16 protein-coding genes are annotated in these 23982 nt (G+C 72.7%); 5 read left to right on the forward strand and 11 right to left on the reverse strand.

Going from position 1 to position 23982, the window contains the following annotated elements; translation table 11 throughout:
• Nucleotides 1-39: 39 nt before the first annotated feature.
• Nucleotides 40-2313, reverse strand: coding sequence for an ATP-dependent DNA helicase UvrD2 (locus QIS99_RS24035; protein ID WP_282515703.1), 2274 nt, complete (start codon nt 2311-2313; stop codon nt 40-42).
• Nucleotides 2314-2403: 90 nt separating this feature from the next.
• Here QIS99_RS24035 and QIS99_RS24040 point away from each other — a divergent pair, with 90 nt between their 5' ends.
• Nucleotides 2404-2646, forward strand: a complete 243-nt coding sequence (locus tag QIS99_RS24040) for a mycoredoxin (RefSeq protein WP_282515704.1) — start codon at nt 2404-2406, stop codon at nt 2644-2646.
• A 124-nt stretch (nt 2647-2770) separates the two neighbouring features.
• Here QIS99_RS24040 and QIS99_RS24045 read toward each other — a convergent pair whose 3' ends face one another.
• The 6 genes from QIS99_RS24045 to QIS99_RS24070 form a co-directional block, all read right to left on the reverse strand.
• Nucleotides 2771-3226, reverse strand: coding sequence for an OsmC family protein (locus QIS99_RS24045; protein WP_282515705.1), 456 nt, complete (start codon nt 3224-3226; stop codon nt 2771-2773).
• 28 nt (nt 3227-3254) lie between these two features.
• Nucleotides 3255-4196, reverse strand: a complete 942-nt coding sequence (gene nudC, locus QIS99_RS24050; protein WP_282515706.1) for an NAD(+) diphosphatase — start codon at nt 4194-4196, stop codon at nt 3255-3257.
• Between the two features lie 102 nt (nt 4197-4298).
• On the reverse strand, nt 4299-5735 hold the full coding sequence (locus tag QIS99_RS24055) for a dipeptidase (protein ID WP_282515707.1): 1437 nt from the start codon (nt 5733-5735) through the stop codon (nt 4299-4301).
• Between the two features lie 10 nt (nt 5736-5745).
• Nucleotides 5746-9387 carry an ATP-dependent DNA helicase gene (locus QIS99_RS24060; protein WP_408909619.1) on the reverse strand — a complete coding sequence of 1214 codons (3642 nt, stop codon included), beginning with the start codon at nt 9385-9387 and terminating at the stop codon, nt 5746-5748.
• A gap of 42 nt (nt 9388-9429) precedes the next feature.
• The gene (locus QIS99_RS24065; protein ID WP_282515709.1) at nt 9430-10128 is read right to left on the reverse strand and encodes a hypothetical protein; all 699 of its coding nucleotides are present in this window, start codon (nt 10126-10128) and stop codon (nt 9430-9432) included.
• Nucleotides 10129-10284: 156 nt separating this feature from the next.
• Nucleotides 10285-13686: an ATP-dependent helicase gene (locus QIS99_RS24070; protein ID WP_282515710.1), complete on the reverse strand. Its 3402-nt coding sequence runs from the start codon at nt 13684-13686 to the stop codon at nt 10285-10287.
• Here QIS99_RS24070 and QIS99_RS24075 point away from each other — a divergent pair, their 5' ends adjacent.
• A complete protein-coding gene (locus tag QIS99_RS24075; protein WP_282515711.1) occupies nt 13687-13824 on the forward strand; it encodes a hypothetical protein in 138 nt (45 codons plus the stop codon).
• Nucleotides 13825-14042: 218 nt separating this feature from the next.
• Here QIS99_RS24075 and QIS99_RS24080 read toward each other — a convergent pair whose 3' ends face one another.
• The gene (locus tag QIS99_RS24080; RefSeq protein ID WP_282515712.1) at nt 14043-14420 is read right to left on the reverse strand and encodes an MGMT family protein; all 378 of its coding nucleotides are present in this window, start codon (nt 14418-14420) and stop codon (nt 14043-14045) included.
• A gap of 161 nt (nt 14421-14581) precedes the next feature.
• Between QIS99_RS24080 and QIS99_RS24085 the strand changes: the two genes are divergently transcribed.
• From QIS99_RS24085 to QIS99_RS24095, 3 genes are all read left to right on the forward strand, one after another.
• Nucleotides 14582-17476 carry a lysylphosphatidylglycerol synthase transmembrane domain-containing protein gene (locus QIS99_RS24085; protein WP_408909620.1) on the forward strand — a complete coding sequence of 965 codons (2895 nt, stop codon included), beginning with the start codon at nt 14582-14584 and terminating at the stop codon, nt 17474-17476.
• 159 nt (nt 17477-17635) lie between these two features.
• The gene (locus tag QIS99_RS24090; protein WP_282515713.1) at nt 17636-19180 is read left to right on the forward strand and encodes an alpha/beta hydrolase; all 1545 of its coding nucleotides are present in this window, start codon (nt 17636-17638) and stop codon (nt 19178-19180) included.
• Between the two features lie 75 nt (nt 19181-19255).
• Nucleotides 19256-20815 carry an alpha/beta hydrolase gene (locus QIS99_RS24095; protein ID WP_282515714.1) on the forward strand — a complete coding sequence of 520 codons (1560 nt, stop codon included), beginning with the start codon at nt 19256-19258 and terminating at the stop codon, nt 20813-20815.
• Nucleotides 20816-20991: 176 nt separating this feature from the next.
• Here the strand turns inward: QIS99_RS24095 and moeZ are convergent, their stop codons facing one another.
• The 3 genes from moeZ to QIS99_RS24110 form a co-directional block, all read right to left on the reverse strand.
• Nucleotides 20992-22170, reverse strand: coding sequence for an adenylyltransferase/sulfurtransferase MoeZ (moeZ, locus tag QIS99_RS24100; RefSeq protein WP_282515715.1), 1179 nt, complete (start codon nt 22168-22170; stop codon nt 20992-20994).
• Nucleotides 22171-22233: 63 nt separating this feature from the next.
• Nucleotides 22234-22986: a spherulation-specific family 4 protein gene (locus QIS99_RS24105; protein ID WP_282515716.1), complete on the reverse strand. Its 753-nt coding sequence runs from the start codon at nt 22984-22986 to the stop codon at nt 22234-22236.
• Nucleotides 22974-23930: an NAD-dependent epimerase/dehydratase family protein gene (locus tag QIS99_RS24110; protein ID WP_282515717.1), complete on the reverse strand. Its 957-nt coding sequence runs from the start codon at nt 23928-23930 to the stop codon at nt 22974-22976. The genes QIS99_RS24105 and QIS99_RS24110 overlap by 13 nt, the downstream gene beginning before the upstream one ends.
• Between the last annotated feature and the right edge of the window lie 52 nt (nt 23931-23982).

The raw sequence follows: 23982 nt of genomic DNA on the forward strand, positions 1-23982 counted from the left end.
GCTGCGGCGTACGCAAACTATTTTTTCGACGAGTTTGTATCAGTCACGATCGTCTGCTCCTCCAAGCTCGACGGGACGTTCCTCACCTGCGCAGATGGCCAGGACATCGGCTCCGAAGCGGCGCAGTTTGCGGGCCACGACTCCGGGGATGCGGGACAGCTCGGCCTCGGACTCGGGGACTTGCTCGGCGATGGCGATCAGGGTCTTGTCGGTGAAGACGCAGAACGCGGGCTGGCCGAGCGCGGCCGCCTCGTGGGCGCGCCAGATGTGCAGGCGGTCGTACACCCCCTCGTCCATGTCCGAGGGGCAGTCCTCGCAGCGCATCAGCTTCATCTCGCCCGCGGTGCTGAGCGTGCGGCCGCAGACCCGGCACAGGACCGGGCCGCGGGGCTTGCGGTTGCGGGCGGGAGCGCGCTCGACGCCGCCGGCGACGGAGGACGTACGCGAAGCGGCCGCGGCCGCGGAACCCGTGCGCAGGCCGTTCAGGAAGCGGCTCGGGGCCCGGGAGGCACGCCCGCCCGGCGAGCGGGCCAGCGCCCACGACAAAGAGAGGTGCGCGCGAGCGCGGGTGATGCCGACGTAGAGCAGGCGCCGCTCCTCCTCGACCCCCTCGTCGGTCTTGGCGTACGCGATGGGGAGCATGCCTTCGGTGAGGCCGACGACGAAGACCGCGTCCCATTCGAGGCCCTTCGCGGCGTGCAGCGAGGCCAGGGTGACGCCCTCGACGGTGGGGGCGTGCTGCGCGCCGGCCCGCTCGTCCAGCTCGGCCACGAGGTCCGCGAGTGTAGCCTGCGGCCGGGCTCGGGCGAAGTCCTCCGCGAGCCGCACCAGGGCAGCGAGGGACTCCCAGCGGTCCCGCACCGCACCGGACCCCGCCGGGGGCTTGCTCGTCCAGCCCTTGGTGGACAGCACGGCGCGGACCTGGGACGGCACGTCCACCGCGTCGTCGAGCAGGGCGTCGTTGGCGCCGAAGCGGGCCGCGCCGCGCAGGGCCGCTCCGGCCTCCCGCACCTCGGTGCGCTCGAAGAACCGCTCGGCGCCGCGGAGTTGGTAGGGGATGGCCGCGTCGGCCAGCGCCTGTTCGTAGAGCTCGGACTGGCCGTTCGTGCGGAACAGGACCGCGATCTCGCTGGCCGGGACGCCGGAGTCGAGGAGCTTGCGGATGCGGCGGGCGGTGCCTTCGGCCTCCGAGGGCTCGTCGCCGTACTCGGTGTAGCTCGGCTCGGGGCCCGCCTCGCGTTGGGAGACCAGCTCCAGGCGGTGCTCGGCGGCGCGGCCGTGGGCCTGGGCGAGGACGCTGTTGGCGAGGTGGACGACCTGGGGCGTCGAGCGGTAGTCGCGGATCAGCTTGACCAGGGTGGCCTGGGGGTGGCGGTTGCGGAAGTCCAGGAGGTGGTCGGGGGTGGCGCCGGTGAAGGAGTAGATCGTCTGGCTGGCGTCGCCGACCACGCACAGGCTGTCCCGCTCGCCGAGCCACAGCTCCAGAAGGCGCTGCTGGAGCGGGCTGACGTCCTGGTACTCGTCGACCACGAAGTGCTGGTACTGGGCGCGGACCTGCTCCGCGATGTCGTACCGGTCCTGGAGGACGGCGACGGTGAGGAGCAGCACATCCTCGAAGTCGATGACGCCGCGGTCCCGCTTCAGTTCCTCGTACGTCGCGTAGACCTGGGAGATCTCGGCGGGGTCGCGGGGGACCTCGCGGCCGGACTTGACGGCGGCGGCAGCGTAGTCACCGGGGACGGTCTGGGTGACCTTGGACCACTCGATCTCGCCGGTGACGTCCCGCAGTTCGTTGCGGTCGAGGCGGATGCGGCAGCGGGCCGCGGCGTCGGCGACCAGCTGGACCTTCCGCTCCACGAGGCGGGGCAGCTGACCACCGACTGCTTTCGGCCAGAAGTACTGCAGCTGTCGCAGGGCGGCGGAGTGGAACGTACGGGCCTGGACGCCGCTCACGCCGAGCTGGCGGAGGCGGCCGCGCATCTCGCCCGCCGCGCGGTTGGTGAACGTGACGGCCAGGACGCTGTCGGGCCGCAGGATGCCGGCCCGGACTCCATATGCGATGCGGTGGGTGATCGCCCGCGTTTTGCCCGTACCGGCTCCGGCGAGCACGCACACCGGACCGTGCAGCGCCGTCGCGACCGCGCGCTGCTCGGGGTCGAGCCCTTCGAGCACCGCGTCCGCGTCCGGCGGCACGGGGGCGTACTGGCTCGCGCCCGGGGCCGGGAAGAGGGTGGAGTGCGTTCCTTGTGTCACCCCGCCATGCTGCCAGGTTCGCGGAGACGGCCGAGCCGCTTGTCCACAGCCGCGAGGCATTGGTCGTACTAATGCGGGAATGGCGGGCGGTCCGCGTACGTTCGGTCTGGTGCGACCACGCATCGGACGAGATTGAGGAGCGCTGGAGACATGCCGGGCACTGTGACGATGTACAGCACCACCTGGTGCGGCTACTGCCGCCGGCTCAAGGGCCAGATGGACCGTGAGGGCATCGCCTACAAGGAGATCAACATCGAGCAGGACCCGGAGTCCGCGGCGTTCGTCGAGAAGGCGAACGGCGGGAACCAGACGGTTCCGACCGTGCTGTTCGATGACGGCTCGACGCTGACCAACCCGTCGCTGGCCCAGGTCAAGCAGAAGGTCGGGGTCTGAGACCACCCCGTGGCCGGCGCTCCGGCTCTGCGAAACCCCCGCTTCTGATGCAGGAGCGGGGGTTTCGCGTACGGCTGTGGGGGCGAGCAGGTGTCAGTCCTCGCCGCCCGCGGCGAAGCCCGTGTCAGTCCTCGCCGCCCGCGGCGAAGCCCACCGAGCCGTCCGGCAGGATCGCCTCCACGCGCGCGCCGTGCTCGACGGTGCGGCTGACCGTGCAGTGCTTCTCATGGGTCAGGCGGACGCCGCGGGCGAAGACCTCGGCGGCCCGGCCGCCGTTGGCGTCGGCGGGGATGTCGAGCTCGTAGCTGACGCGGACCTTGCCGATCCGGCCGTCGTCCTCAGGGGTGGAGACGGATTCCACGACGATGCGCAGCTCGTCGTGGTCCACCGCACGCGCGGTGCGGTCCGTGACCAGGCCGCCGCAGCCGCCGAGCGCCGCGAGCAGCAGCTCCACCGGCGTGAAGGACGGCTGACCCGACTCGTCGTCGGCAGCCGCCATGCGCACCTCGGCGCCGCGGTCGTTGCGCGCGGTCCACTGCCGGTAGCCGGTGCGGACGGTCTCGATGCGGTAGTCGGCCATGGTCGGCGCCCCTCTCTCTGCGGCTCGGTCAGGGTACGGGCCGGGGCAGCGGCCTGCCGTACCAGAGCTCGATGAGGCGGGCGGCGATCGAGATGCCGTACGGCGCCAGGACCTCGCCGGACTCGAAGGCGGCGGTGAGGTCGTCCCGGGAGAACCAGCGGGCCTCCTCGATCTCCTCGCCGTCCACGTCGATCTCCGAGGACGTGGCGCGGGCGATGAAACCGAGCATCAGGCTGGACGGGAACGGCCAGGGCTGGCTCGCCACGTACTCGACGTCTCCGACCGTGACGCCGGCCTCCTCGAAGACCTCGCGGCGCACCGACTGCTCGATGGACTCCCCCGGTTCCACGAAGCCCGCGAGCGTCGAGAACCGGCCCTCGGGCCAGTGCACCTGGCGGCCGAGCAGGATGCGGTCGTCCTTGTCGGTGACGGCCATTATCACGGCCGGGTCGGTGCGCGGATAGTGCTCGGCGCCGCAGGCCGGGCAGCGGCGGATGTGGCCGGCGGCGGCGATGACGGTGCGCTCGCCGCAGCGGGAGCAGAAGCGGTGCAGGCGCTGCCAGTTCTCCAGGGCGACGGCGTGCACCATGAGGCCCGCGTCCCGAGGCGACAGGAGCAGCCCGGCCTCCCGCAGGCCCGCGGGGCGCGCCGACTGGTCCATGCGGCCGGGAAGAGAGTCCTTCTGGAGCGCGAAGTAGCTCACGCCGTCGTCGTCGGTGCCCAGGAAGTAGCGGTGCGTCTCGGTGACGGGCGCCTCGAAGGCGGGCGTCATCACGAGCTCCGTACGGCCGTCGGGGGTGTCGTCGATCAGCACCTGGCCACCGGAGACGACGAACACGCGCGTCGTCGGGTGACTCCAGGCGGCGGCCAGCCAGGCCTCGTCGAGGCGGTGGTGGGCGGCGCGGTCGATGCCGCTGGGCGCGGTCAGCGACAGGGGCCGGTCAGCGGTGCGGTCGGTCCAGGTGGTCACAGGTGTTTCCAACTCCCCCGGTGGAACGGGCTGTTCGGCAGGACGGGTACGGCGGTGACGGCGGCGCGCTGGGCGATGGCCTGCACATCACGGGCGGCGGGATCAGTTCGGGGCGGGCCCCTCGGGGGTCGTGGGCCCCGGCTGTGCGGGCCAGGTGGCGGCGAGATCGCCCCACAGGTAGGCGGTGGTTTCGACGCCCTTGAGGAGCAGATCCAGCTCGACCTTCTCGTTGGGGGCGTGCCAGCCGTCGGACGGCACGGAGATGCCGAGGAACAGGACCGGCGCCGCGAGGACGTCCTGCAGGTCGGCCGCGGGGCCGGATCCGCCCTCGCGCGTGAAGCGGATCTGCTGCTCGAAAGCGCGTCCCATGGCGCGGGACACGGACTGCAGGGCGGGGTGGTCGAGCGGCGTCAGGCACGGCCGGGTGGCGCCGGAGAAGGTGATGCGGTGCCGGATTCCGGCGGGGATCTGCCGGGCGGCCCAGTCGCGTACCGCCTGTTCGACGTGGACCGGCCGCTGTCCCGCGACCAGCCGGAAGGACAGCTTCAGGAAGGCCGCGTCCGGGATGATCGTCTTGCCGCCGGCGCCCTGGTAGCCGCCGCCCATGCCGTTGACCTCGGCGGTGGGGCGGGCCCAGATGCGCTCCAGGGTGGAGTAGCCGTCCTCGCCGTGGGCCGCGTGCGACTTGGCCGTACGCAGCCACTCCTGCTCGTCGAAGGGCAGCTCGGCGAAGAGCTCGCGCTCACGGTCGGTGAGCGGCACGATCCCGTCGTAGAAGCCGGGGATCGCCACGCGCGCGTGCTCGTCGTGCAGGGCGGCGGCCAGCCGCGCGGCGGCCGTGGCCGGGTTCGGCACGGCGCCGCCGAAGGAGCCGGAGTGGATGTCCTGGTCCGGGCCCGTGAAGGTGATCTCGCACTCGACGAGACCGCGCATCCCGGTGCACACCGTAGGTGTGGTCGCCGACCACATACCGGTGTCGGAGACGATCACCGCGTCGGCCGCGAGGCGCTCGGCGCGCTCCTCGACCAGCGCGCGGAAGTTCGGCGAACCGGACTCCTCCTCGCCCTCGATCAGCAGCTTCAGGTGCACGGCAGGGGTGCTGCGGCCGGTGGCGGCGAGGTGGGCCCGTACGCCCAGGGTGTGGAAGAAGACCTGGCCCTTGTCGTCGGCGGCACCGCGCGCGTGCAGCCGGTTTCCGTCGATCACCGGCTCGAAGGGGTCGGTGTGCCAGCCGTCCTCGCGGGCGGCGGGCTGGACGTCGTGGTGGCCGTAGACGAGGACGGTCGGGGCGTCCGGCTCGGCGGCGGGCCACTCGGCGAAGACCGCGGGGGCGCCTGCGGTCTCCCAGACCTCGGTGGTCGGGAAGCCGGTGTGCTTGAGCTTGTCGGCCAGCCAGTGCGCGCTGCGGCGTACGTCGTCGGCGTGCTCGGGCTGAGCCGAGACGGACGGGATGCGCAGCCACTCCGCGAGGTCGTCGAGGAAGGCGGCGCGGTGCTCTTCGATGTACGCGCGGACGGCGCTGTCCGGGGTGTAGCTCATGCTCCTGAGCCTAGCCGGACGCCGAGGTCGTCCGGTCGGCGTCCCCCCTCGGACCTCGGCTGGGGCCTTGGCCCGACTGGCCGCGGGCGTCCACCTCGCGCGCGTGGGGCCGGTTTTCGCCGTGCCGCGCGGTGGCCCGGTTCTCGGCCTCCTCGACGTCCGCTCCGCCGAGCAGGCGCTCCAGCTCCGTGCGGCCGGGCAGCCGTTCCGGGTACGTGGTCTTGCCCGTGCGGACGAAGACGAACGCGGCCTTCACCGCCTCGGCCGGCAGGCCGTGCTGCTCGGCCCAGGCGAGGCGGTAGATCGCCAGCTGCAGCGGGTCGGCGGCGCCGCCGTGGCCGGTCTTCCAGTCGACGATCTCGTACGAGGTGGCGGCGCCGTCGCCCGGCCCGGAGCCGTCCGCGCGGTACACGGCGTCGATTCGGCCCCTGATCACGCGCCCGGCGATGGCCAGTTGGAAGGGCGCCTCCACGCGGTACGGCGTGCGGTACGCGTACGGGGTGTGCTCGAAGGCTTCCTTGAGCGTCTCCAGGTCGCGCTCGTCGGCGATCTCGGCGTCGGCGCCCGGGAGCTCGTCCGGGTCGAGCATGGGCAGTGCGAGGGCCTCGAAGCGGGACTCGATCCAGGCGTGGAACCGGGTGCCCCTGCGGGCCGCGGGCTGCGGCGGGCGGGGCATGGGGCGGGCCAGCTCCTGCGCGAAAGCGTCCGGGTCGGCGGCCATCCGCATCACCTCGGACGCGGTGAGTGAGAGCGGCACGGGCACGTCCTGCACGGCCGCACGCGCGCGTTGCAGCTCCGCCGTCAGGGACTCCAGGTCCTTGTCCCAGGAGGCGATGGTGCGCTCGTCCTCCGGGGTGAGCCGGGACACGGACCCCCGTCGCGGTGGCACCTCGCGCGCGTGCGGGACGGTTTCGCCGTGCTGGTGGGGGATCTCCGGGCGGGTGTGCGTCCAGCTGTGCCAGGCGGCCGGGTCGTCCTCGTACGGGCCCTGCTCGTACGGGTCTCCCTCGTTCGGGTTTCCCTCGTACAGGTCCTCCTCGTCGGGTGGCGGCGGCCACTCCGGGTCGTAGGCGTCGTCCTCGGGAGCCTGAGAACCCAGCGGCTGCTCGGGCTTCGTCAGGGCGTCCAGGTGGGCCAGGACGGTCTCGGCGGCGGCGTGGCGGCGGGACATGGCGGCGGCGTCCAGGGGCAGCGGCCAGGCCGCGTCGGCGGTCTCCGCGCGCAGGGCGGGGTTCTCCTCGTCCGGCTCGGGCTCGTCCGCCCACGCCTCGACTTCGCCGTGGCCGGCGGCGCAGTGGTCGTGCAGGGCGAGCAGGAAGTCGGAGGGGCCGCGGGGGCGCTTCTGGGCGGGGCCCCACCAGTGTCCTGAGCCGAGCAGAAGGGACCGGGGGCGGGTGAATGTCACGTATCCGAGGCGGAGTTCCTCGGTCCGCTGGTGGTCCTTCATCTCCTCGTGGAAGGCCCTCAGGCCCTTGCTGTCCCAGTCCTCGACGTCGGGCAGTGTGGCCGCGTCACCGCGCAGCTCGTGCGGCAGCACCTTGGAGCGGGCGGTCCACTTCTCCCGGCCCTGGGTGGAGGGGAACGTTCCGGTGACGAGTCCCGGCACCGCGACGACGTCCCACTCCAGGCCCTTCGACTTGTGCGCGGTGAGCACCTTGACCGTGTTCTCGCCGCCGGGCAGCGCGTTGTCCAGGCCCTTCTCGTACTGCTCGGCCGTGCGCAGGAAGCCGAGGAAGGCGAGCAGGGAGGCGGACGGGTCGTTCGCCGCGAAGGAGGCGGCGATGTCGAGGAAGTTGGCGAGGGTCTCCCGGCGGCGGGCCGCGAGGGCGTGCGGGGACGCGGACAGCTCGACGTCGAGTCCGGTGGTGGCGAGGACGCGGTGCAGTACGTCCATGAGCGGGTCGGCGAGGGAGCGGCGCAGGTCGCGCAGCTCGGCGGCGAGGCGAGCGAAGCGCACCCGCGCGTCGGCGGAGAACGGAAGCCGGTCCTGCGGGCCGTCCGCCTCCAGGAAGGTGTCGAGCGCGTCCGCGAGGGAGACGACTTCCGCCGGGTCGACGCCCTCCACGGCCTCCGCGAGGCGCCGGTCGGGGTCCTCGGAACCGTCCTCCACGCGTGCGTACTGCACGAGGAGGCGGGCCCTGCGGCCGAGCAGCGCCAGGTCGCGGGGGCCGATGCGCCAGCGCGGGCCGGTGAGCAGGCGCACGAGCGCGGCGTTGGCCCCCGGGTCCTGCAGCACCTCGCAGACGGCGACGAGGTCGGCCACCTCGGGGAGGTGCAGAAGCCCGGAGAGGCCGACGACCTCCACGGGGATGTCACGGGCCACGAGCGCGCCCTGGATCTGCGCGAAGTCGTTCGCCGTACGGCACAGGACCGCGATGTCGCCGGGCTCCTTGTCGGTGGCGACGAGGTGGCCGATGGAGTCGGCGAGCCACTCGATCTCCTCGGCGTGCGTCCGCAGGAGAGCGCACCGCACTGTGCCCTTCCCCTCGGCGTCCGGGGCGGGGCGCAGCGCCTCCACGCCCGCGTGCAGGGCGCGCAGCGGGGCCGCCATGCCGTTGGCGAGGTCGAGGAGGCGGCCGCCGCTGCGGCGGTTCTCGCTGAGGGAGAAGCGGGTGGCGGGGCGGCCGTCGGCGTGCGCGAAGTGCTCGGGGAAGTCGTCGAGGTTGGCGACGGAGGCGCCGCGCCAGCCGTAGATCGCCTGGCAGGGGTCGCCGACGGCGGTCACCGCGTGCCCCGTGCCGGCGCCGAACAGGCCGGAGAGCAGGATGCGTTGGGCGACGGACGTGTCCTGGTACTCGTCGAGCAGGACGACACGGAACTCGTCCCGCAGGATGCCGCCGACCTCGGGGCGGGTGTCCGCGAGGGTGGCGGAGAGGGCGATCTGGTCGCCGAAGTCGAGCAGGTCGGCGGAGCGCTTGGCCGCGCGGTACCGCTCGACGAGCTCGGTGAGTTCCTGGCGCGCGGCGGCCGTCTCGGGCACCTTGCGCAGATCGGCGTTGGAGAGCTTCACACCGTCGAGCGAGCGCAGCAGCTCGGTGTCGTACGCGCGGAGCCGGGACGGTCGTACGAGGTGCTCGGCGAGCTCGGCGTCGAGCGCGAGGAGGTCGCTGACGAGGTCGGGGAAGGACCGGGTGAGCGCCGGATAGGGGCCTGGCGCTTCGCGCAGCACGCGCGCGGCGAGCTGGAAGCGGGTGGCGTCGGCGAGCAGCCGCACGCTGGGTTCGAGGCCGATGCGCAGGCCGTGGTCGGTGAGCAGCCGCCCGGCGAACGCGTGGTACGTGGAGATCACCGGCTCGCCGGGGGGGTCGTTGGCCGGATCGATCGTGTCCGGGTCGGTCACTCCGGCCTTGATGAGCGCGCTGCGCACCCGCTCGGCGAGTTCGCCCGCCGCTTTGTTCGTGAACGTGAGGCCGAGGACCTGCTCGGGCGAGACCTGGCCGGTGCCGACCAGCCAGACCACCCGGGCCGCCATCACCGTCGTCTTGCCGGAGCCGGCTCCGGCCACGATCACCTGCGGGGCGGGCGGCGCCACGATGCAGGCCGTCTGCTCCGGGGTGAAGGGGATGCCGAGGAGCTCCTTGAGCTGCTCGGGACCGGTGATATGCGAGGACACCCCAGGAAGGCTAACGGCGGCCACTGACAACCCGGGCATCCCGGAAGCCGGCGGCCGCCGCATCGCTCAGCACACGGTGGGTCAGGAGCCCGCGATGAGGTCCTGCATGTCGGCGATCTCGGAGGCCGGCGGGGCCTCGACCTCGACCTTCTCGTTGTAGTCGGTGAAGTTCATGGTGTTGGGGTCGTCGCCGCCCTTGGTGACGGCGCGCAGGAAGTAGGGCTCGCCCTCGGCCGCGACGTAGAAAGTGACGGTCTCGCCGCCGGACTTCTTCTTGGTGAGGGTGGCCGCCTTCGTGCCGTCGACCTCGGAGTCCTCGCCGCGCTTGACGCCCTTGAGGTCGCCCTCCTTGAAGAGGGACTTCAGGTCGCACATGTCGTCGTTCTGGCCGGCGGGCACCTTCACCCAGCGGTCGCCGACCTTCTTGGCGGCGGCCTCGTCGTTGAGGGTGTTCTTCCAGTAGGCGGCGTCGCCCCTCATGTAGCTGGTCTTGTCGACGACGCGGATGTCGACCGTGCCCATGTCTGCGGACTTCATCTCGCCGTTGCAGGCGCCGCCCTTGGCGATCTCGAAGGCGATCGAGGTGGGCTTGCCGCTCTGCTTGCCCTCGGCGGACAGCTTCACGGAGTCGACGCCGCTGGTCGCCTTGGAGGCCTTGTCGGCGATCTTGTCGGCGCTCATGCCCTCGAAGGGGTCCTTGTCGCCGAAGCAGCCGGTGACGCTGACGAGTGCGGCCGCGCAGGCCACTGCCGTCGCCAGGACCTTCCGATTGGCTGCCATGTGTATGTCCCCTCCTGGGTACCGATGCCGCTTGTGCTTTTACGTGGACTTTTACGTGGACTTTACGTCGGCAACGGCAGGGATCCGGTCACTCCGGGCGTGGGATGGATCACTCCCGGCAACATCGCCGGCCCGGGAGATCCCGCACCGCGGCCGTCACTCCACCACGTGCCGCCCTTCGGCCCGCGCGCTGCACGCGGCCCGGAACGAACAGTGTGCGCAGTGCTGGCCGGTGCTCGGCGAGAACCGCTCGTCGAGCACCTTGCCGGCCGCGGTGGCGAGCAGATCGCCGACCCACTGCCCGGTCAGACCGTCCTGGGTCTGCACCTTGGGCAGCGCGTCGCCGCCGTCCTTCTTCGCCGCGGGCCGGCGCAGCTGCACCAGCTCCGCGCCGCCCGGCTCGGGTCTCTGTCCGTCGAAGACCTCGTCGACGGCGCCTTCGCGGACCGCCAGCTGATAGACGGCGAGTTGCGGATGGCGGTCCACCTCGGCCGCCGTCGGCGCCTGTTTGCCCGTCTTGAAATCGACCACATAGGCGCGCCCTTCGGCGTCCGCCTCCACGCGGTCCATCGAGCCGCGGATCCGCACCTCGTAGGAGCCCGCTTCCAACGTCACGTCGAAATCGTGCTCTGTGGCGACCGGTTTGCGGCCCGGGCGGGCGCTGTTGGTGTCGACGTGCCAGTGCAGAAAGCGTTCGAGCGCCACGCGCGCGTGCTCTTTCTCCTGGGCCGACTTCCAGGGGGCGTCGAAGGCGAGGGCGTCCCACACCGAGTCCAGCCGCTCCATCAGCACCGAGAGATCGGCGGGCGTCCGCCCGGAGGCGACCTCGTCGGCCAGTACGTGCACGACGTTGCCGAAGCCCTGCGCGGCCGTCGCCGGGGCGTCGGCCTTCACCTCGCGGCCCAGGAACCACTGCAGGGAGCAGGTGTTGGCGAGCTGGTCGAGGGCGCTGCCGGAGAGGGTCACCGGCCGGTCCCGGTCCCGCAGCGGCACCGCGCTGTGCGTGGGCTCGTACATGCCCCACCAGCGGGACGGGTGCGCGGTCGGTACGAGCGGCCTGCCGTCCTCGTCGCGCAGCGCGGCGAGCCGAGCCAGGCGCTCGGCCGCCGCCTCGCGCAGGGTGTCCGAGACGCGCGGGTCGACGGTCGTGGCGCGCAGCTCGGCGACGAGCGCGGCGACGGACAGCGGGCGGCGCGGGCGGCCCGCGACCTCCCGTGGTTCGACGCCGAGTTCGGTCAGGAAGCGGGAGGGCTGGTCGCCGTCGTCCGCCGCCGACTTCACCGCGGTGACGACGAGCCGCTCGCACGCGCGCGTGGCGGCGACGTAGTACAGGCGGCGCTCCTCCGCCAACAGGGCGCCCGGCGTCAGCGGTTCGGCGAGCCCGTCGCGGCCGATGCGGTCCGCCTCCAGGAGGGAGCCGCGGCGGCGCAGATCGGGCCACAGCCCCTCCTGCACGCCCGCGACGACCACGAGCCGCCACTGCAGCCCCTTGGAGCGGTGCGCGGTCATCAGACGTACGGCGTCGGGGCGCACCGCCCTCCCGGCGAGGGTGTCGGCGGCGATGTCCTGCGCCTCGACCTCGCCGAGGAAGTTCAGGGCGCCGCGTCCGCCGCTGCGCTCCTCGGCGCGGGCGGCGGTCGCGAACAGGGCGCATACGGCGTCCAGATCCCGGTCGGCGTTGCGGCCCGCGGCGCCGCCGCGCCGGGCGGTGCGCTCCAGGCGGCTCGGCCAGGACGTGCCGCTCCACAGCTCCCACAGGGCCTCCTCCGCGGTGCCGCCGCCGGCCAGCAGCAGCCGGGTGCGCCGCAGCAGCTCGCCGAGGCGCCGGGCGCCGCCCGCGTACGAGGTGTCGTGTGCGAGCAGCCGCTCGGGTTCGGCCAGGGCGCGGGCGAGCAGGACGTCCGACGGCGGCGGCAGGCGGTTGCCTCCGGCCCGCTCCTCGTCCCGCAGGGCACGGCCGAGGCGCCGCAGGTCGGCGGCGTCGGTGCTGCCGAGCGGCGAGGAGAGCAGGGCGAGGGCACGCTCGGAGCTGAGCCAGGGGGCCACTCCTGAGGTGCCGGTTTCCGACGCCCCCTCTGTGGTGCCGGTTTCCGACGCCCCCTCTGTAGCGCCAGGCTCCACCGCCCCCTGACTAATGCCGGTTTCCGCCTCGCCGTGCGGAGGCTCCGTGGACGCCTCGGCCGCCGCCCGCAGGGCCTCCAGGAGCGGGGCCACCGCGGGCTCCTCGCGGAGCGCCACGTCGTTGCCGTCGACCTCCACCGGGACGCCCGCCGACGTCAGGGCGCGGCGGACCGCCGGGATGCGGCTGCCCGCGCGTACGAGCACGGCCATGTCGGACCAGGCGACGCCGTCCTCCAGGTTGGCGCGGCGCAGGAGGTCCGCGACGTTCTCCAGCTCCGCGCCGGGCGTCGGGTACGTGACCACGTCGATGCAGCCGCCCTCGTCGACCGCGCGCAGCGCGCGGTGGCGCCGTGCCTGCTCTGCGGGGAGGCGCGGCAGCGGCATCCGCTGCGTGATCCGGCGCGTGGCCTCCAGGAGCGCGCTGCCGGAGCGGCGGGACGTCGTGAGGACCTCTACGGGGGCGGGGCGGCCGTCGGACCGGCGGAAGGCATCGGGGAAGTCGAGGATGCCGTTCACGTCGGCGCCGCGGAACGCGTAGATCGACTGGTCCGGGTCGCCGAACGCGACCAGGGTCCGGCCCCCGCCCGCCAACGCCTGGAGGAGACGTACCTGCGCGGGGTCGGTGTCCTGGTACTCGTCGACGAACACCGCGTCGTAGCGCGCGGCCAGCTGGTCGGCGACCTCGTCCTGGCGGGCGAGCAGCACCGCGCGGTGCACGAGTTCGGCGTAGTCGAGTACGCCCTGCGCGTCCAGGACGTCCAGGTACTCGGCGAGGAACGCGGCCGCCGCACCCCAGTCGGGCCGGCCGGTGCGGCGCGCGAAGTCGCCGAGGGCGGAGGGGCCGAGGCCGAGCTCCCGGCTACGGGCGAGCACCGCGCGCACCTCGTCGGCGAAGCCGCGTGTGGTCAGGCAGGCGCGCAGCTCGTCGGGCCACCGCACGCGCGCGTGGCCGCTGTTCTCCAGGTCGACCTCGCCTTCGAGGAGTTCGCGTACGACGACGTCCTGCTCGGGTCCGGAAAGCAGCCGCAGCGGTTCGACGAACAGGTCGGCGTCCTGGTGGGCGCGGACCAGGGCGTAGCAGAACGAGTGGAACGTGGTGGCCCGCGGCGCCGACACGCCGCCGATGCGCAGTGCCATCCGGTCGCGCAGCTCCACCGCCGCCTTGCGGCTGAACGTGAGCACCAGGATGCGGTCGGGGTCGGTGCCCTCGGCGATCCGGGCGGCGACTGCCTCTACAAGAGTGGTGGATTTGCCGGTGCCGGGACCGGCCAGCACGAGCAGTGGACCGCCCGCGTGGTCAACCACCGCGCGCTGTGGTGCGTCAAGACGAGGGGGATCCACTCGGGCCGGCGGTGTGCGCACCAGCCGGTACGCACGGGTGCCCCCCTGACGCACGGATGCGTCGGGAGCGCGCCGGTCGGAAGTAGAGGAGCTCACGTGGATCGCCGGTCCTGGTGGGTGTGCTGGGTGGAGAAGGGGCCGTGGGCCCCGGTGGTCGTCGTACGGCCGCCGCGTGCCGCGCGAGCGGGGCGGGCGGCGGCCGCGGGGGCGGCGGTTGCGGTGGCCGCCCCGTGACGGCCGCGCTCGACGCTACGCCAGTCGGCGACCGGAACGCGCCACTTCCCCGGCTTCGTCCGCGTCGCCGCGGGCCGGGGCGGTGTCGCCCGTACGGTCCGGCGGGCGCCCGCGACGCCTCCGTATACCGGAAGCTGTCCCTTGTGAGACCGCGCACAGCCGTCCCCGCCGTGACACCGCGCTCAGCCGTCCCCGCCGCCCCTGCCGTGCGAGCGCGCTCAGCCGGTCCCGCCGTCCCAGCGCGCCCGTCTCATGTCGAGGCGCTGCTCACCGGCGCCCGTGCTGCGCAGCGGGGTGGCCTCGACGCGGTACCGCTCCAGGGCGCGCCGCTCGTGCCCCGGCAGCAGCCGGCCGTCGGACCGCACCACGCGCCACCACGGCACCGCCCCGCCGTACAGCGCCATCACACGGCCGACCTGGCGCGGGCCGCCCTCGTCCAGCCACTCCGCGATGTCGCCGTACGTCATGACCCGGCCGGGCGGGATGCGCTCCGCGACCTGAAGCACCCGCTCCGCGTAGTCCGGCAGTTCCGGCAGTTCCGGCAGTTCCGACAGTTCTGGCAGATCCGGCAGTTCCTGCAGGCTCTCCTCGCTCATCCGACCCATCCTGCCGCACACCACCGACAATCCGGGCGGGAGCGGGACCATGGTTCTGTGAACCCCCGGTGTGCGTATCAGGGACACAGGCCGACGGCTGAATGCACCCTGATGCCCCCTGATGTCAGTGGGTCGTGCCACCATCATCCGGGCGGTGACTGGTGATACGCGAACAGAACGAGACGGAAAAGGATCAGGGAGTGCAGCCCTCCAAGGACGAGCGCACCCCTGACACGCCGTCGCGCCCGGAAACCGACAGCCCCGGCGGGACGCGCGAGGACGGGCCCACGCAGCGCGCCGCCGAGCCCCCCAGGCCGCACGGCTCCACCGCCTCCACGGCCGTGGGCACCGGCGACGAGGTCGAGGGCGACGAACCGCTGCTGCCCGCGCGGGTGCACCGGCCGTCCGACCTGATGCGGATGCTGGTCGGGATCCTGGCCGTCGTCCTCGTCCTCTCGATCGCCGCGTTCGCGCACGGCACCACCTCCGGCCTCGAACAGGACATCAGCAAGGGCACCGACCAGGCGCCCGACCTGCTGATCAAGTTCGCCGGGCTGAGCGCGTCCATCGCGGTGCTGCTCGTACCGGTGGCGTTCGCGATCGAGCGGCTGATCAAGCGGGACGGGCTGCGCATCGCCGACGGTGTGCTCGCCGCGGTCCTCGCGCACGGCGTGACGCTCGCCACCGACCTGTGGGTCGCGAAGGCCGCGCCGGAGTCCATCCAGGACGCCCTGACCCGGCCGCTCGCCGAGGACCCGGGCGCGCTCACCGACCCGGTGCACGGCTATCTCGCGCCGGTCATCGCGTACATGACGGCCGTGGGGATGTCCCGAAGACCGCGCTGGCGCGTGGTGCTGTGGACGGTGCTGCTGCTCGACGCGCTGTCGATGCTCGTCGCCGGGTTCACCACCCCGTTCTCGATCATCCTGACCGTCCTGATCGGCTGGACCGTCGCGTACGGGACGCTCTACGCGGTCGGCTCGCCCAACGTCCGGCCCACCGGGCAGACGCTGCTCGCCGGGCTGCGGCACGTGGGATTCCGGCCGGTCAGCGCCGCACGCGCGGAGGACACGCCGGACTCCGGCGACGGCGGCGACCGCGGCCGCCGCTACTTCGTCACCCTGGAGGACGGCCCGCCGCTCGACGTCACGGTCGTGGACCGGGAGCAGCAGGCGCAGGGCTTCTTCTACCGCGTGTGGCGCCGGCTCACGCTGCGCGGCATCACCACCCGCCGCAGCTTGCAGTCGCTGCGCCAGGCGCTGGAGCAGGAGGCGCTGCTCTCGTACGCGGCGATCGCGGCCGGGGCCGACGCGCCGAAGCTGATCGCCACCTCCGAGCTCGGCCCGGACGCGGTGATGCTCGTCTACGAGCACCTGGGCGGCCGCTCCCTGGACGCGCTGGACGACGACGAGGTCACCGACGAGCTGATGCGGGACACCTGGCTGCAGGTGCAGGCGCTGCAGTCGCGGCGGATCGCGCACCGGCGCCTGGCGGGCGACGCGATCGTGGTGAACCGCTCCGAGCCGACGCCGCCGGAGGGGAACCCTCCAGCGGAAGGCGACGGTTCGGCCGAAGGCGCCGGTTCAGCCGAAGGCGCCGGTTCCGGCGGGCCCGACCGCCCCACCGAGACGGATCGTTCCGGCAAGGTGATCATCACGGATCTGCGCGGCGGCGAGATCGCGGCCGGCGACCTGGTCCTGCGGATGGACATCGCGCAGCTGCTCACCACGTTCGGCCTGCGCACCGGCGCCGAGCGCGCGGTGGACGCGGCGGTCGGCGTGCTCGGGCCCGACGCGGTCGCCGACTGCCTGCCGCTGTTGCAGCCGATCGCGCTGACCCGCTCCACGCGCGCGACGCTGCGCAAGCTGGGCCGGGAGCGCTCGCAGCGGGAGCGGGAGGCCGTCCTGGAGGCGTCCCGCAAGACGAAACAGACGCGCGAGGAGAGCGACGGCGCCGAGTCCGCCGCGCCCGACCACAAGGCGGCGAAGGCGCAGAAGCAGGCCGAGAAGCGGGCGATGGACGAGGCGCTCGACGTGGCCCGCGAGGAGGACCTGCTCACCCAGATCCGGCACCAGGTCCTGAAGATCAGGCCGCAGGCGCCGGTCGAGCCCGCGCAGCTGGAGCGGATCAAGCCGCGCACCCTGATCAGCTTCCTCGCCGGCGCGATCGGCGGGTACTTCCTGCTCTCGCAGCTCACCGGCATCGACTTCGCGAAGCTCTTCGAAGAGGCCAACTGGGGCTGGGTGCTCGCCGCGGTGGGGTTCTCGGCGCTCAGCTATGTGGCGGCGGCGATGGCGCTGCTCGGCTTTGTACCGGAGCGGGTGCCGTTCCTGCGGACGGTGGCGGCGCAGGTCGCCGGGTCGTTCGTGAAGATCGTGGCGCCCGCGGCGGTCGGCGGCGTGGCGCTCAACACCCGGTTCCTGCAGCGGTCCGGGGTGCGCTCCGGGCTCGCCGTGGCCTCGGTGGGTGCTTCGCAGCTCTTCGGCCTCGGCTCGCACATCCTGCTGCTCCTGACCATGGGTTATCTCACGGGTACGGAGAAGACCCCGGAGCTGTCCCCGTCCCGCACCGTCATCGCCGGCCTGCTGACCGTCGCGGTGCTCGTGCTCGTGGTGACGGCGATCCCGTTCCTGCGCCAGTTCGTGGCGACGCGGCTGCGGTCGCTGTTCGCGGGGGTCGTGCCGCGCATGCTGGACGTGCTGCAGCGGCCGCAGAAGCTGATCACCGGCATCGGCGGCATGCTGCTGCTGACCGCGATGTTCGTGCTCTGCCTGGACGCCTCGGTACGGGCGTTCTCCAGCGACGAGACCGTGTCGCTGAGCCTGACCGGCGTGGCCGTGGTGTTCCTCGCGGGCAACGCGCTCGGCTCGGCCGCCCCGACGCCGGGCGGTGTGGGCGCGGTCGAGGCGACGCTGACGTTCGGCCTGGTGGCGATCGGCCTGCCGAAGGAGGTCGCGGCGCCCGCGGTGCTGCTGTACCGGCTCCTCACTCTGTGGCTGCCGGTGCTGCCGGGCTGGCTGTGCTTCAACCACCTGACGCGCAAGGGCGCGCTTTAGCGGCTCATACGGGAACCATCTGACGCGCAAGGGCCACGCTTTGGCGGCCCGTACGGGAACCATCTGACGCGCAAAGGCGCGCTTTGGCTGCCCGTACGAGTCTCACCTGTACGGCCCCCGCCAAGGGCGTCCCCCGAGGCCCCGGCGCAGGATGGTGCCATGCCGAAACGCCCCGCACGCGCGCGTGCCGCCGTCCTCTCCGCAGCCCTGCTGACCGCCGCGCTGGCCGCGGGGTGCGGGGACGGCGGGGACGACGCGGACCTCCCCTCGCAGCAGCTGTCCTGGAAGGACTGCCCGGCGCCGTCGGACGAGCAGGGCGGCGACTCCCCCTCCCCGCTGCCCGACGGCGCCGAGTGGCAGTGCGCCACGATGAAGGCGCCGCTCGACTGGGACGAGCCGGACGGCGAGACGATCGACATCGCGCTGATCCGCGCCGAGTCCTCCGGCAAGGCGGAGGACCGGATCGGCTCCCTGATCTTCAACTTCGGCGGGCCCGGCGGCTCGGGCGTCACGACGCTGCCCGCCTTCGGCGAGGAGTACGCGAAGCTCCGTACCCGCTACGACCTGGTCAGCTTCGACCCGCGCGGGGTCGGCCGCAGCGCCCCCGTGACCTGCCGTACGGACAAGCAGCTGGACGCGTACTACCAGCAGGACGCCACCCCCGACGACGCCGCCGAGGAGAAGAGCTACGTCGGCGAGGTGAAGGAGTTCAACGGCGACTGCGAGGAGAAGTCCGGCGAGGTGCTGCCGCACGTGGCCACCACGGACGCCGCCCGCGACATGGACCTGATGCGCCAGGTGCTCGGCGACGAAAAGCTTCACTACTTCGGCATCTCGTACGGCACCGAACTCGGCGGTGTCTACGCGCACTTGTTCCCGGAGAACGTCGGGCGGGCCGTGTTCGACGCGGTGGTCGACCCCACGCAGAACGCCGAGCAGGGCTCGCTCGGGCAGGCCAAGGGCTTCCAGCTGGCCCTGGAGAACTACGCGAAGGACTGCACGTCGAAGGAGGAGGTCTGCCCGGTCGGCGACACCCCGAAGGACGTGCAGGCGCGGATCGCCAAGCTCCTCAAGGACCTCGACGCCAACCCGCTGCCGGGCCTCGGCCCACGCGAGCTGACGCAGACCGCGGCGACCAACGGCATCGCGCAGTCGCTGTACTCGCAGGACTTCTGGGAGTACCTGACGGAGGGCCTTGAGCAGGCGTACGACGGCAACGGGCAGATCCTGATGGCGCTCTCCGACTCGATGAACGGCCGCAGCCCCGACGGCACGTACAGCAACATCGGCGCCGCCAACATCGCCATCAACTGCGCGGACGACAAGCCCCGTTACTCCGTGGCCGACGTGAAGGCGAAGCTCCCCGAGTTCCGCAAGGCCTCCCCGCTCTTCGGCGACTTCCTGGCCTGGGGCATGGTCGGCTGTACGGACTGGGCGGTTCCGGGCGCCGCCGACCACCCGGACGTGAGCGCGGAGGGCTCGGCCCCGATCGTGGTCGTCGGCAACACGGGCGACCCGGCGACGCCGTACGAGGGCACCCGCAGGATGGTCGACGCGCTCGGCGAGGGCGTCGGCGTGGAGGTCACGTACAAGGGGCAGGGGCACGGCGCGTACGACAGCGGTGACAAGTGCGTGCGGCAGGCCGTCGACGGCTATCTGCTCGAAGGGAAGGCGCCGAAGTCGGGCACGGTCTGCCCGCAGTAGGACTGTCAGTGGCCGCCTCTACTCTTCGTGGTGGGGCTTTTCGAGGGGGAAAGCCGTTCCGAGGGGGGAACATCCATGCCTGTCGCCGTGACCGCACGCGGCCTCCGCAGAGCCGCCGGCGCCGCGCTCGCCCTCGCCCTGCTCCTGACGGGCTGTACGGGGAAGGGCGGTTCGGCGACGGACGCGTCACCGCGGCCGAACGGCGCGAGCGGCCGCGCCCCCGCGCCCGAGAGCACGGACAGCGCGCTGCCCGCCGTCCTCACCGGCCAGCGCCTCGACTGGGGCGCCTGCGCGGGCGCGCCCGGCGAGGGCTGGGAGTGCGCCACGATGAAGGCGCCGCTCGACCACGAGAAGCCGGACGGCGAGACCATCGGCCTCGCCCTGATCCGCAAGCAGGCCACGGACGAGGACGGCCGGATCGGCTCGCTGCTGTTCAACTTCGGCGGGCCCGGCGGCTCGGGCGTGTCCGGACTGCCTGCCATGGCCTCCCTGTTCACGAACCTCAACTCCCGGTACGACCTGGTCAGTTTCGACCCGCGCGGGGTCGCCGCCAGCTCGGGGGTGCGGTGCCGTTCGGACCGGGAGCTGGAGGAGGCGTCCACGAAGGTCGACCTGACGCCGGACACCGCCGCCGAGGAGAAGGCGTACTTCGCGGACGCCGCGGACTTCGGCGCGGGCTGCGCGCGCCGCTCCGGCAAGGTCCTGCCGCACATCGGCACCTCGGACGCGGCCCGTGACCTGGACCTGATGCGCCAGGTCCTCGGCGACGACAAGCTGCACTACTTCGGTTTCTCGTACGGCACCGAACTCGGCGGCACATACGCCCACTTGTTCCCCGCGCGCGTGGGCCGGATCGTCCTCGACGGCGTCGTCGACCCGAGCGCCGACAGCGTGGGCCACGCCAGGAACCAGACCACCGGCTTCCAGCGCGCCCTGGAGAACTACCTGAAGTCCACCGGCGCGGACCCGGACCGGGGCACGCGTTCGCTGGTCGCCCTGCTGAAGCGCCTCGACGCGAAGCCGCTGCCCGCAGGCGGCGGCCGCGAGCTGACCGAGAGCCTCGCCCTGACCGGAATCCTCGCCTCCCTCTACAGCGAGCAGTCCTGGTCCACGCTCACCGAAGCCCTCGACGACGCACGCGCGGGCCGCGGCGGCAAGCTGCTCGCCCTCGCGGACCAGTACAACAACCGTGATGCGTCGGGGAGTTACGGCACCCAGAGCCACGCCCAGCGGGCGATCTCCTGCGCCGACGCCAAGAAACGGCCGACGGCGGCCGAGGCCCGGGCCCTGCTCCCGGAGTTCCGCCGGATCTCGCCCGTCTTCGGCGAGTTCCTCGGCTGGGACATCGCGGGCTGGTGCCACGCGTGGCCGGTGCCGGGCGCCCACGACACTCCTGAGGTGAGCGCGCCGGGCGCCGACCCGATCCTGGTCGTCGGCACGACGGGCGACTCGGCCACCCCGATCGAGGGCGCGGAGCGCATGGTCGACGAGCTCGGCCCCGGCGTCGGCGTCCAGCTCACGTACGAGGGCGAACGGCACACGGCGTACGGGGGCGGGAGCACGTGCGTCACGTCGACGGTCGACGGCTACCTGCTCGACGGGACGGTTCCGAAGCACGGGAAGAGATGCGCATAGGGAACGGGAAGACCTGCGCATAGGAAATGGGCCCGACTCCCTCGTTGGGGTTCGGGCCCATGTTCAGCCCGTCCGGGGGCGCCTCCCGGCCGGAGACCGGGGGAGATTGAGGACGAGCCCGCAGGGCGATCGACGGTGCCTGGGCCGACGGCGCCGATCGCCCCACGTAAGAAGCCTCAGTACACCGGCTTCGACGGCTCGATCTGGTTGACCCAGCCGATCACGCCGCCGCCCACATGGACCGCGTCCGCGAACCCGGCCGACTTCAGCACCGCGAGGACTTCCGCACTGCGGACACCCGTCTTGCAGTGCAAGACGATCTTCTTGTCCTGCGGCATGTCCTGCAGGGCGTTGCCCATCAGGAACTCGTTCTTGGGGATCAACTTGGCGCCGGGAATCGAGACGATCTCGTACTCGTTCTGCTCACGGACGTCGATGATCTCGATCTTCTCGTCCGCGTCGATCCACTCCTTGAGCTGCTTCGGAGTGATCGTGGAGCCGAGTGCGGCCTCCTGGGCCTCGTCGGAGACGACGCCGCAGAACGCCTCGTAGTCGATGAGCTCGGTGACCGTGGGGTTCTCGCCGCAGACCGCGCAGTCCGGGTCCTTGCGGACCTTCACCTGGCGGTACTGCATCTCCAGGGCGTCGTAGATCATCAGGCGGCCGACCAGCGGGTCGCCGATGCCGGCGAGCAGCTTGATGGCCTCGTTGACCTGGATGGAGCCGATCGACGCGCAGAGCACGCCGAGCACGCCGCCCTCGGCGCAGGACGGAACCATGCCGGGCGGCGGGGGCTCCGGGTAGAGGCAGCGGTAGCAGGGGCCGTGCTCGGACCAGAACACGGACGCCTGGCCGTCGAAGCGGTAGATCGAACCCCAGACGTACGGCTTGTTCAGCAGCACGCAGGCGTCGTTCACCAGGTAGCGCGTGGCGAAGTTGTCGGTGCCGTCGACGATCAGGTCGTACTGGGCGAACAGCTCCATCACGTTGTCGGCCTCAAGCCGCTCCTGGTGGAGGTTCACCTTCACGTACGGGTTGATGCCGAGGACCGAGTCCTTCGCGGACTCCGCCTTCGAGCGGCCGATGTCCGCCTGGCTGTGGATGATCTGGCGCTGCAGGTTCGACTCGTCGACCTCGTCGAACTCCACGATGCCGAGCGTGCCGACGCCCGCCGCGGCCAGGTACATCAGCGCGGGCGAACCCAGGCCGCCGGCGCCCACACAGAGCACCTTGGCGTTCTTCAGCCGCTTCTGCCCGTCCATCCCGACGTCCGGGATGATCAGGTGGCGGGAGTACCTGCGGACCTCGTCGACGGTGAGCTCAGCAGCTGGCTCGACCAGGGGTGGCAGCGACACGGGAACTCCGTAGATCGGTAATGCGGAACAGGTGTTCTTTCCGTAACGCTGCCACACCCTTCTTCATTCCGAGACACTGCGTCCGATACGCGAGACAATATTGTCCCAGTACCCGGGCAGCGCCCCGAAGGGGTCGACCGTGCCGTGCCGGTCGGTGCGGTCCGTGAACCAGATCGTGCCCGCGCCCTGCCAGCGGGCCACCCGCAGCGCCTCCTCCAGGTGACCGCCGGGCACGCCGTGCACCAGGTGGCAGAAGCGCTCGGGCGGATACTCGGCGGTCCACTCGGCCACCTGCGACCAGCGGTAGTCCGCCCACGGCCCGGAGAACGTGATCAGCTGGTCGGCCGCCTCCGCGTATCCCGGATACGGGTGCGTGCCGTGCCCGAACACCAGGTGCGCGTCGGACAGCAGCGCCCTGAGCGTCTCCGCGATGCGCCGGGTCTCGGGCAGGGCGCTGCGCTCGGTGGGGGCGCGGTGCAGCAGGAAGCCGTCGATCCGGTACCAGTCGAGGTAGCGGTGCGCGTCCGAGACCAGCTCGCCGAAGGTGCGGGCGCCGTGGCCGAGGTCCAGGTGGCCGAGGACCCGTACGCCGGCGTTGCCGAGGCGCCCGGCGGCCTCCAGGCAGTGCGGGTCGGGCCGGGCGCCGGGGCCGTTGGCGACGTTCAGGACGACCCAGTGCAGCGGGGTGTCGGGGCGGCTCAGCTCGGCCCACTCGACGGGCGCGAGCAGCGGGTGGGCGTAGCCGGGCACGCCGAGGCCCATGGTGGCGCCGGCGAGGGCGTGCGCGGGACCCGTCCGGGAGGTCAGATGCGGCATGCCGCCTCCATCCAGATGTCGGCGAGTGACTCTTCGAGGTTGATCCGCGGCCGCCAGCCGAGCCGGTCGCGCGCGGTGCGCACATCGGCCTGCTGCCAGCTGCCGCAACCGTCCGGGTACGGGTAGACGGCCGGCATCGCGTGGTCCGGGTCGGGCCGCGGGTGCCCGATGGCCGGGCGGCCGCCGGGCCCGCCGTCCAGCTCGTGCAGGGCGCCGCCGTACCCGGCGACCCGGGCGAGGACGGCCGCCGCGTCGCGCAGCCGGACCGCCCGGCCCGAGCCGATGTTGACGACGCCCTGCGCGGCGGACAGGGACGCGGCGTGCACGGCCCGCGCCACATCCCGTACGTCGACGAAGTCCCGCTGCACGCCCAGGCCGGCCAGCTTCAGCTCGCCGTCGCCGGACTGCATGGCCCGCCGCATCGCCTCGGCGAGCCGGCCGAGCGGCGTCGCGGGCGGGGTGCCGGGCCCGGCGGGCGAGAACACCCGCAGCACGACCGCGTCGAGGCCGGAGCCGAGGACCAGCTCGGTCGCGGCGAGCTTGCTCACGCCGTACGGGCCGCCGGGCCGGGGCGCGGCGTCCTCCGCGGTGGACGAGCCCGGCTGGCTGGGCCCGTACTCGGCGGCGCAGCCCAGCTGGACGAGCCGCGCCCCGCAGCCGCTGCGGCGCAGCGCCTCGCAGACGGTGGCGACGGCCACGGTGTTGTGCCGGGTGAGCTCGCGGGCGCCGCCGCGGGTGGCGCCGGAGCAGTTGACGACGACGCCGGGGTGGACCGCGTCCAGGAACCGGGCGAGGGCGCCCGGGCTGCCGGTGGCGAGGTCGAAGCGGACGTCCGCGTCGTCCCCGCGGCCGAGCGCGGTGAGCTGGACGGCGGGGTCGGCGAGCAGCCGGTCGGCGACGTAGCGGCCGAGGAATCCGTTGGCTCCGAGGAGCAGCACCCTCATCGGGCGCCCCCAGGGACGGAAGCTCGGTGAGCGAGGGTGGTCATCTGGTGTT

This window comes from Streptomyces solicavernae (genome assembly GCF_029968095.1).
GTDB classification, from domain to species: domain Bacteria; phylum Actinomycetota; class Actinomycetes; order Streptomycetales; family Streptomycetaceae; genus Streptomyces; species Streptomyces solicavernae.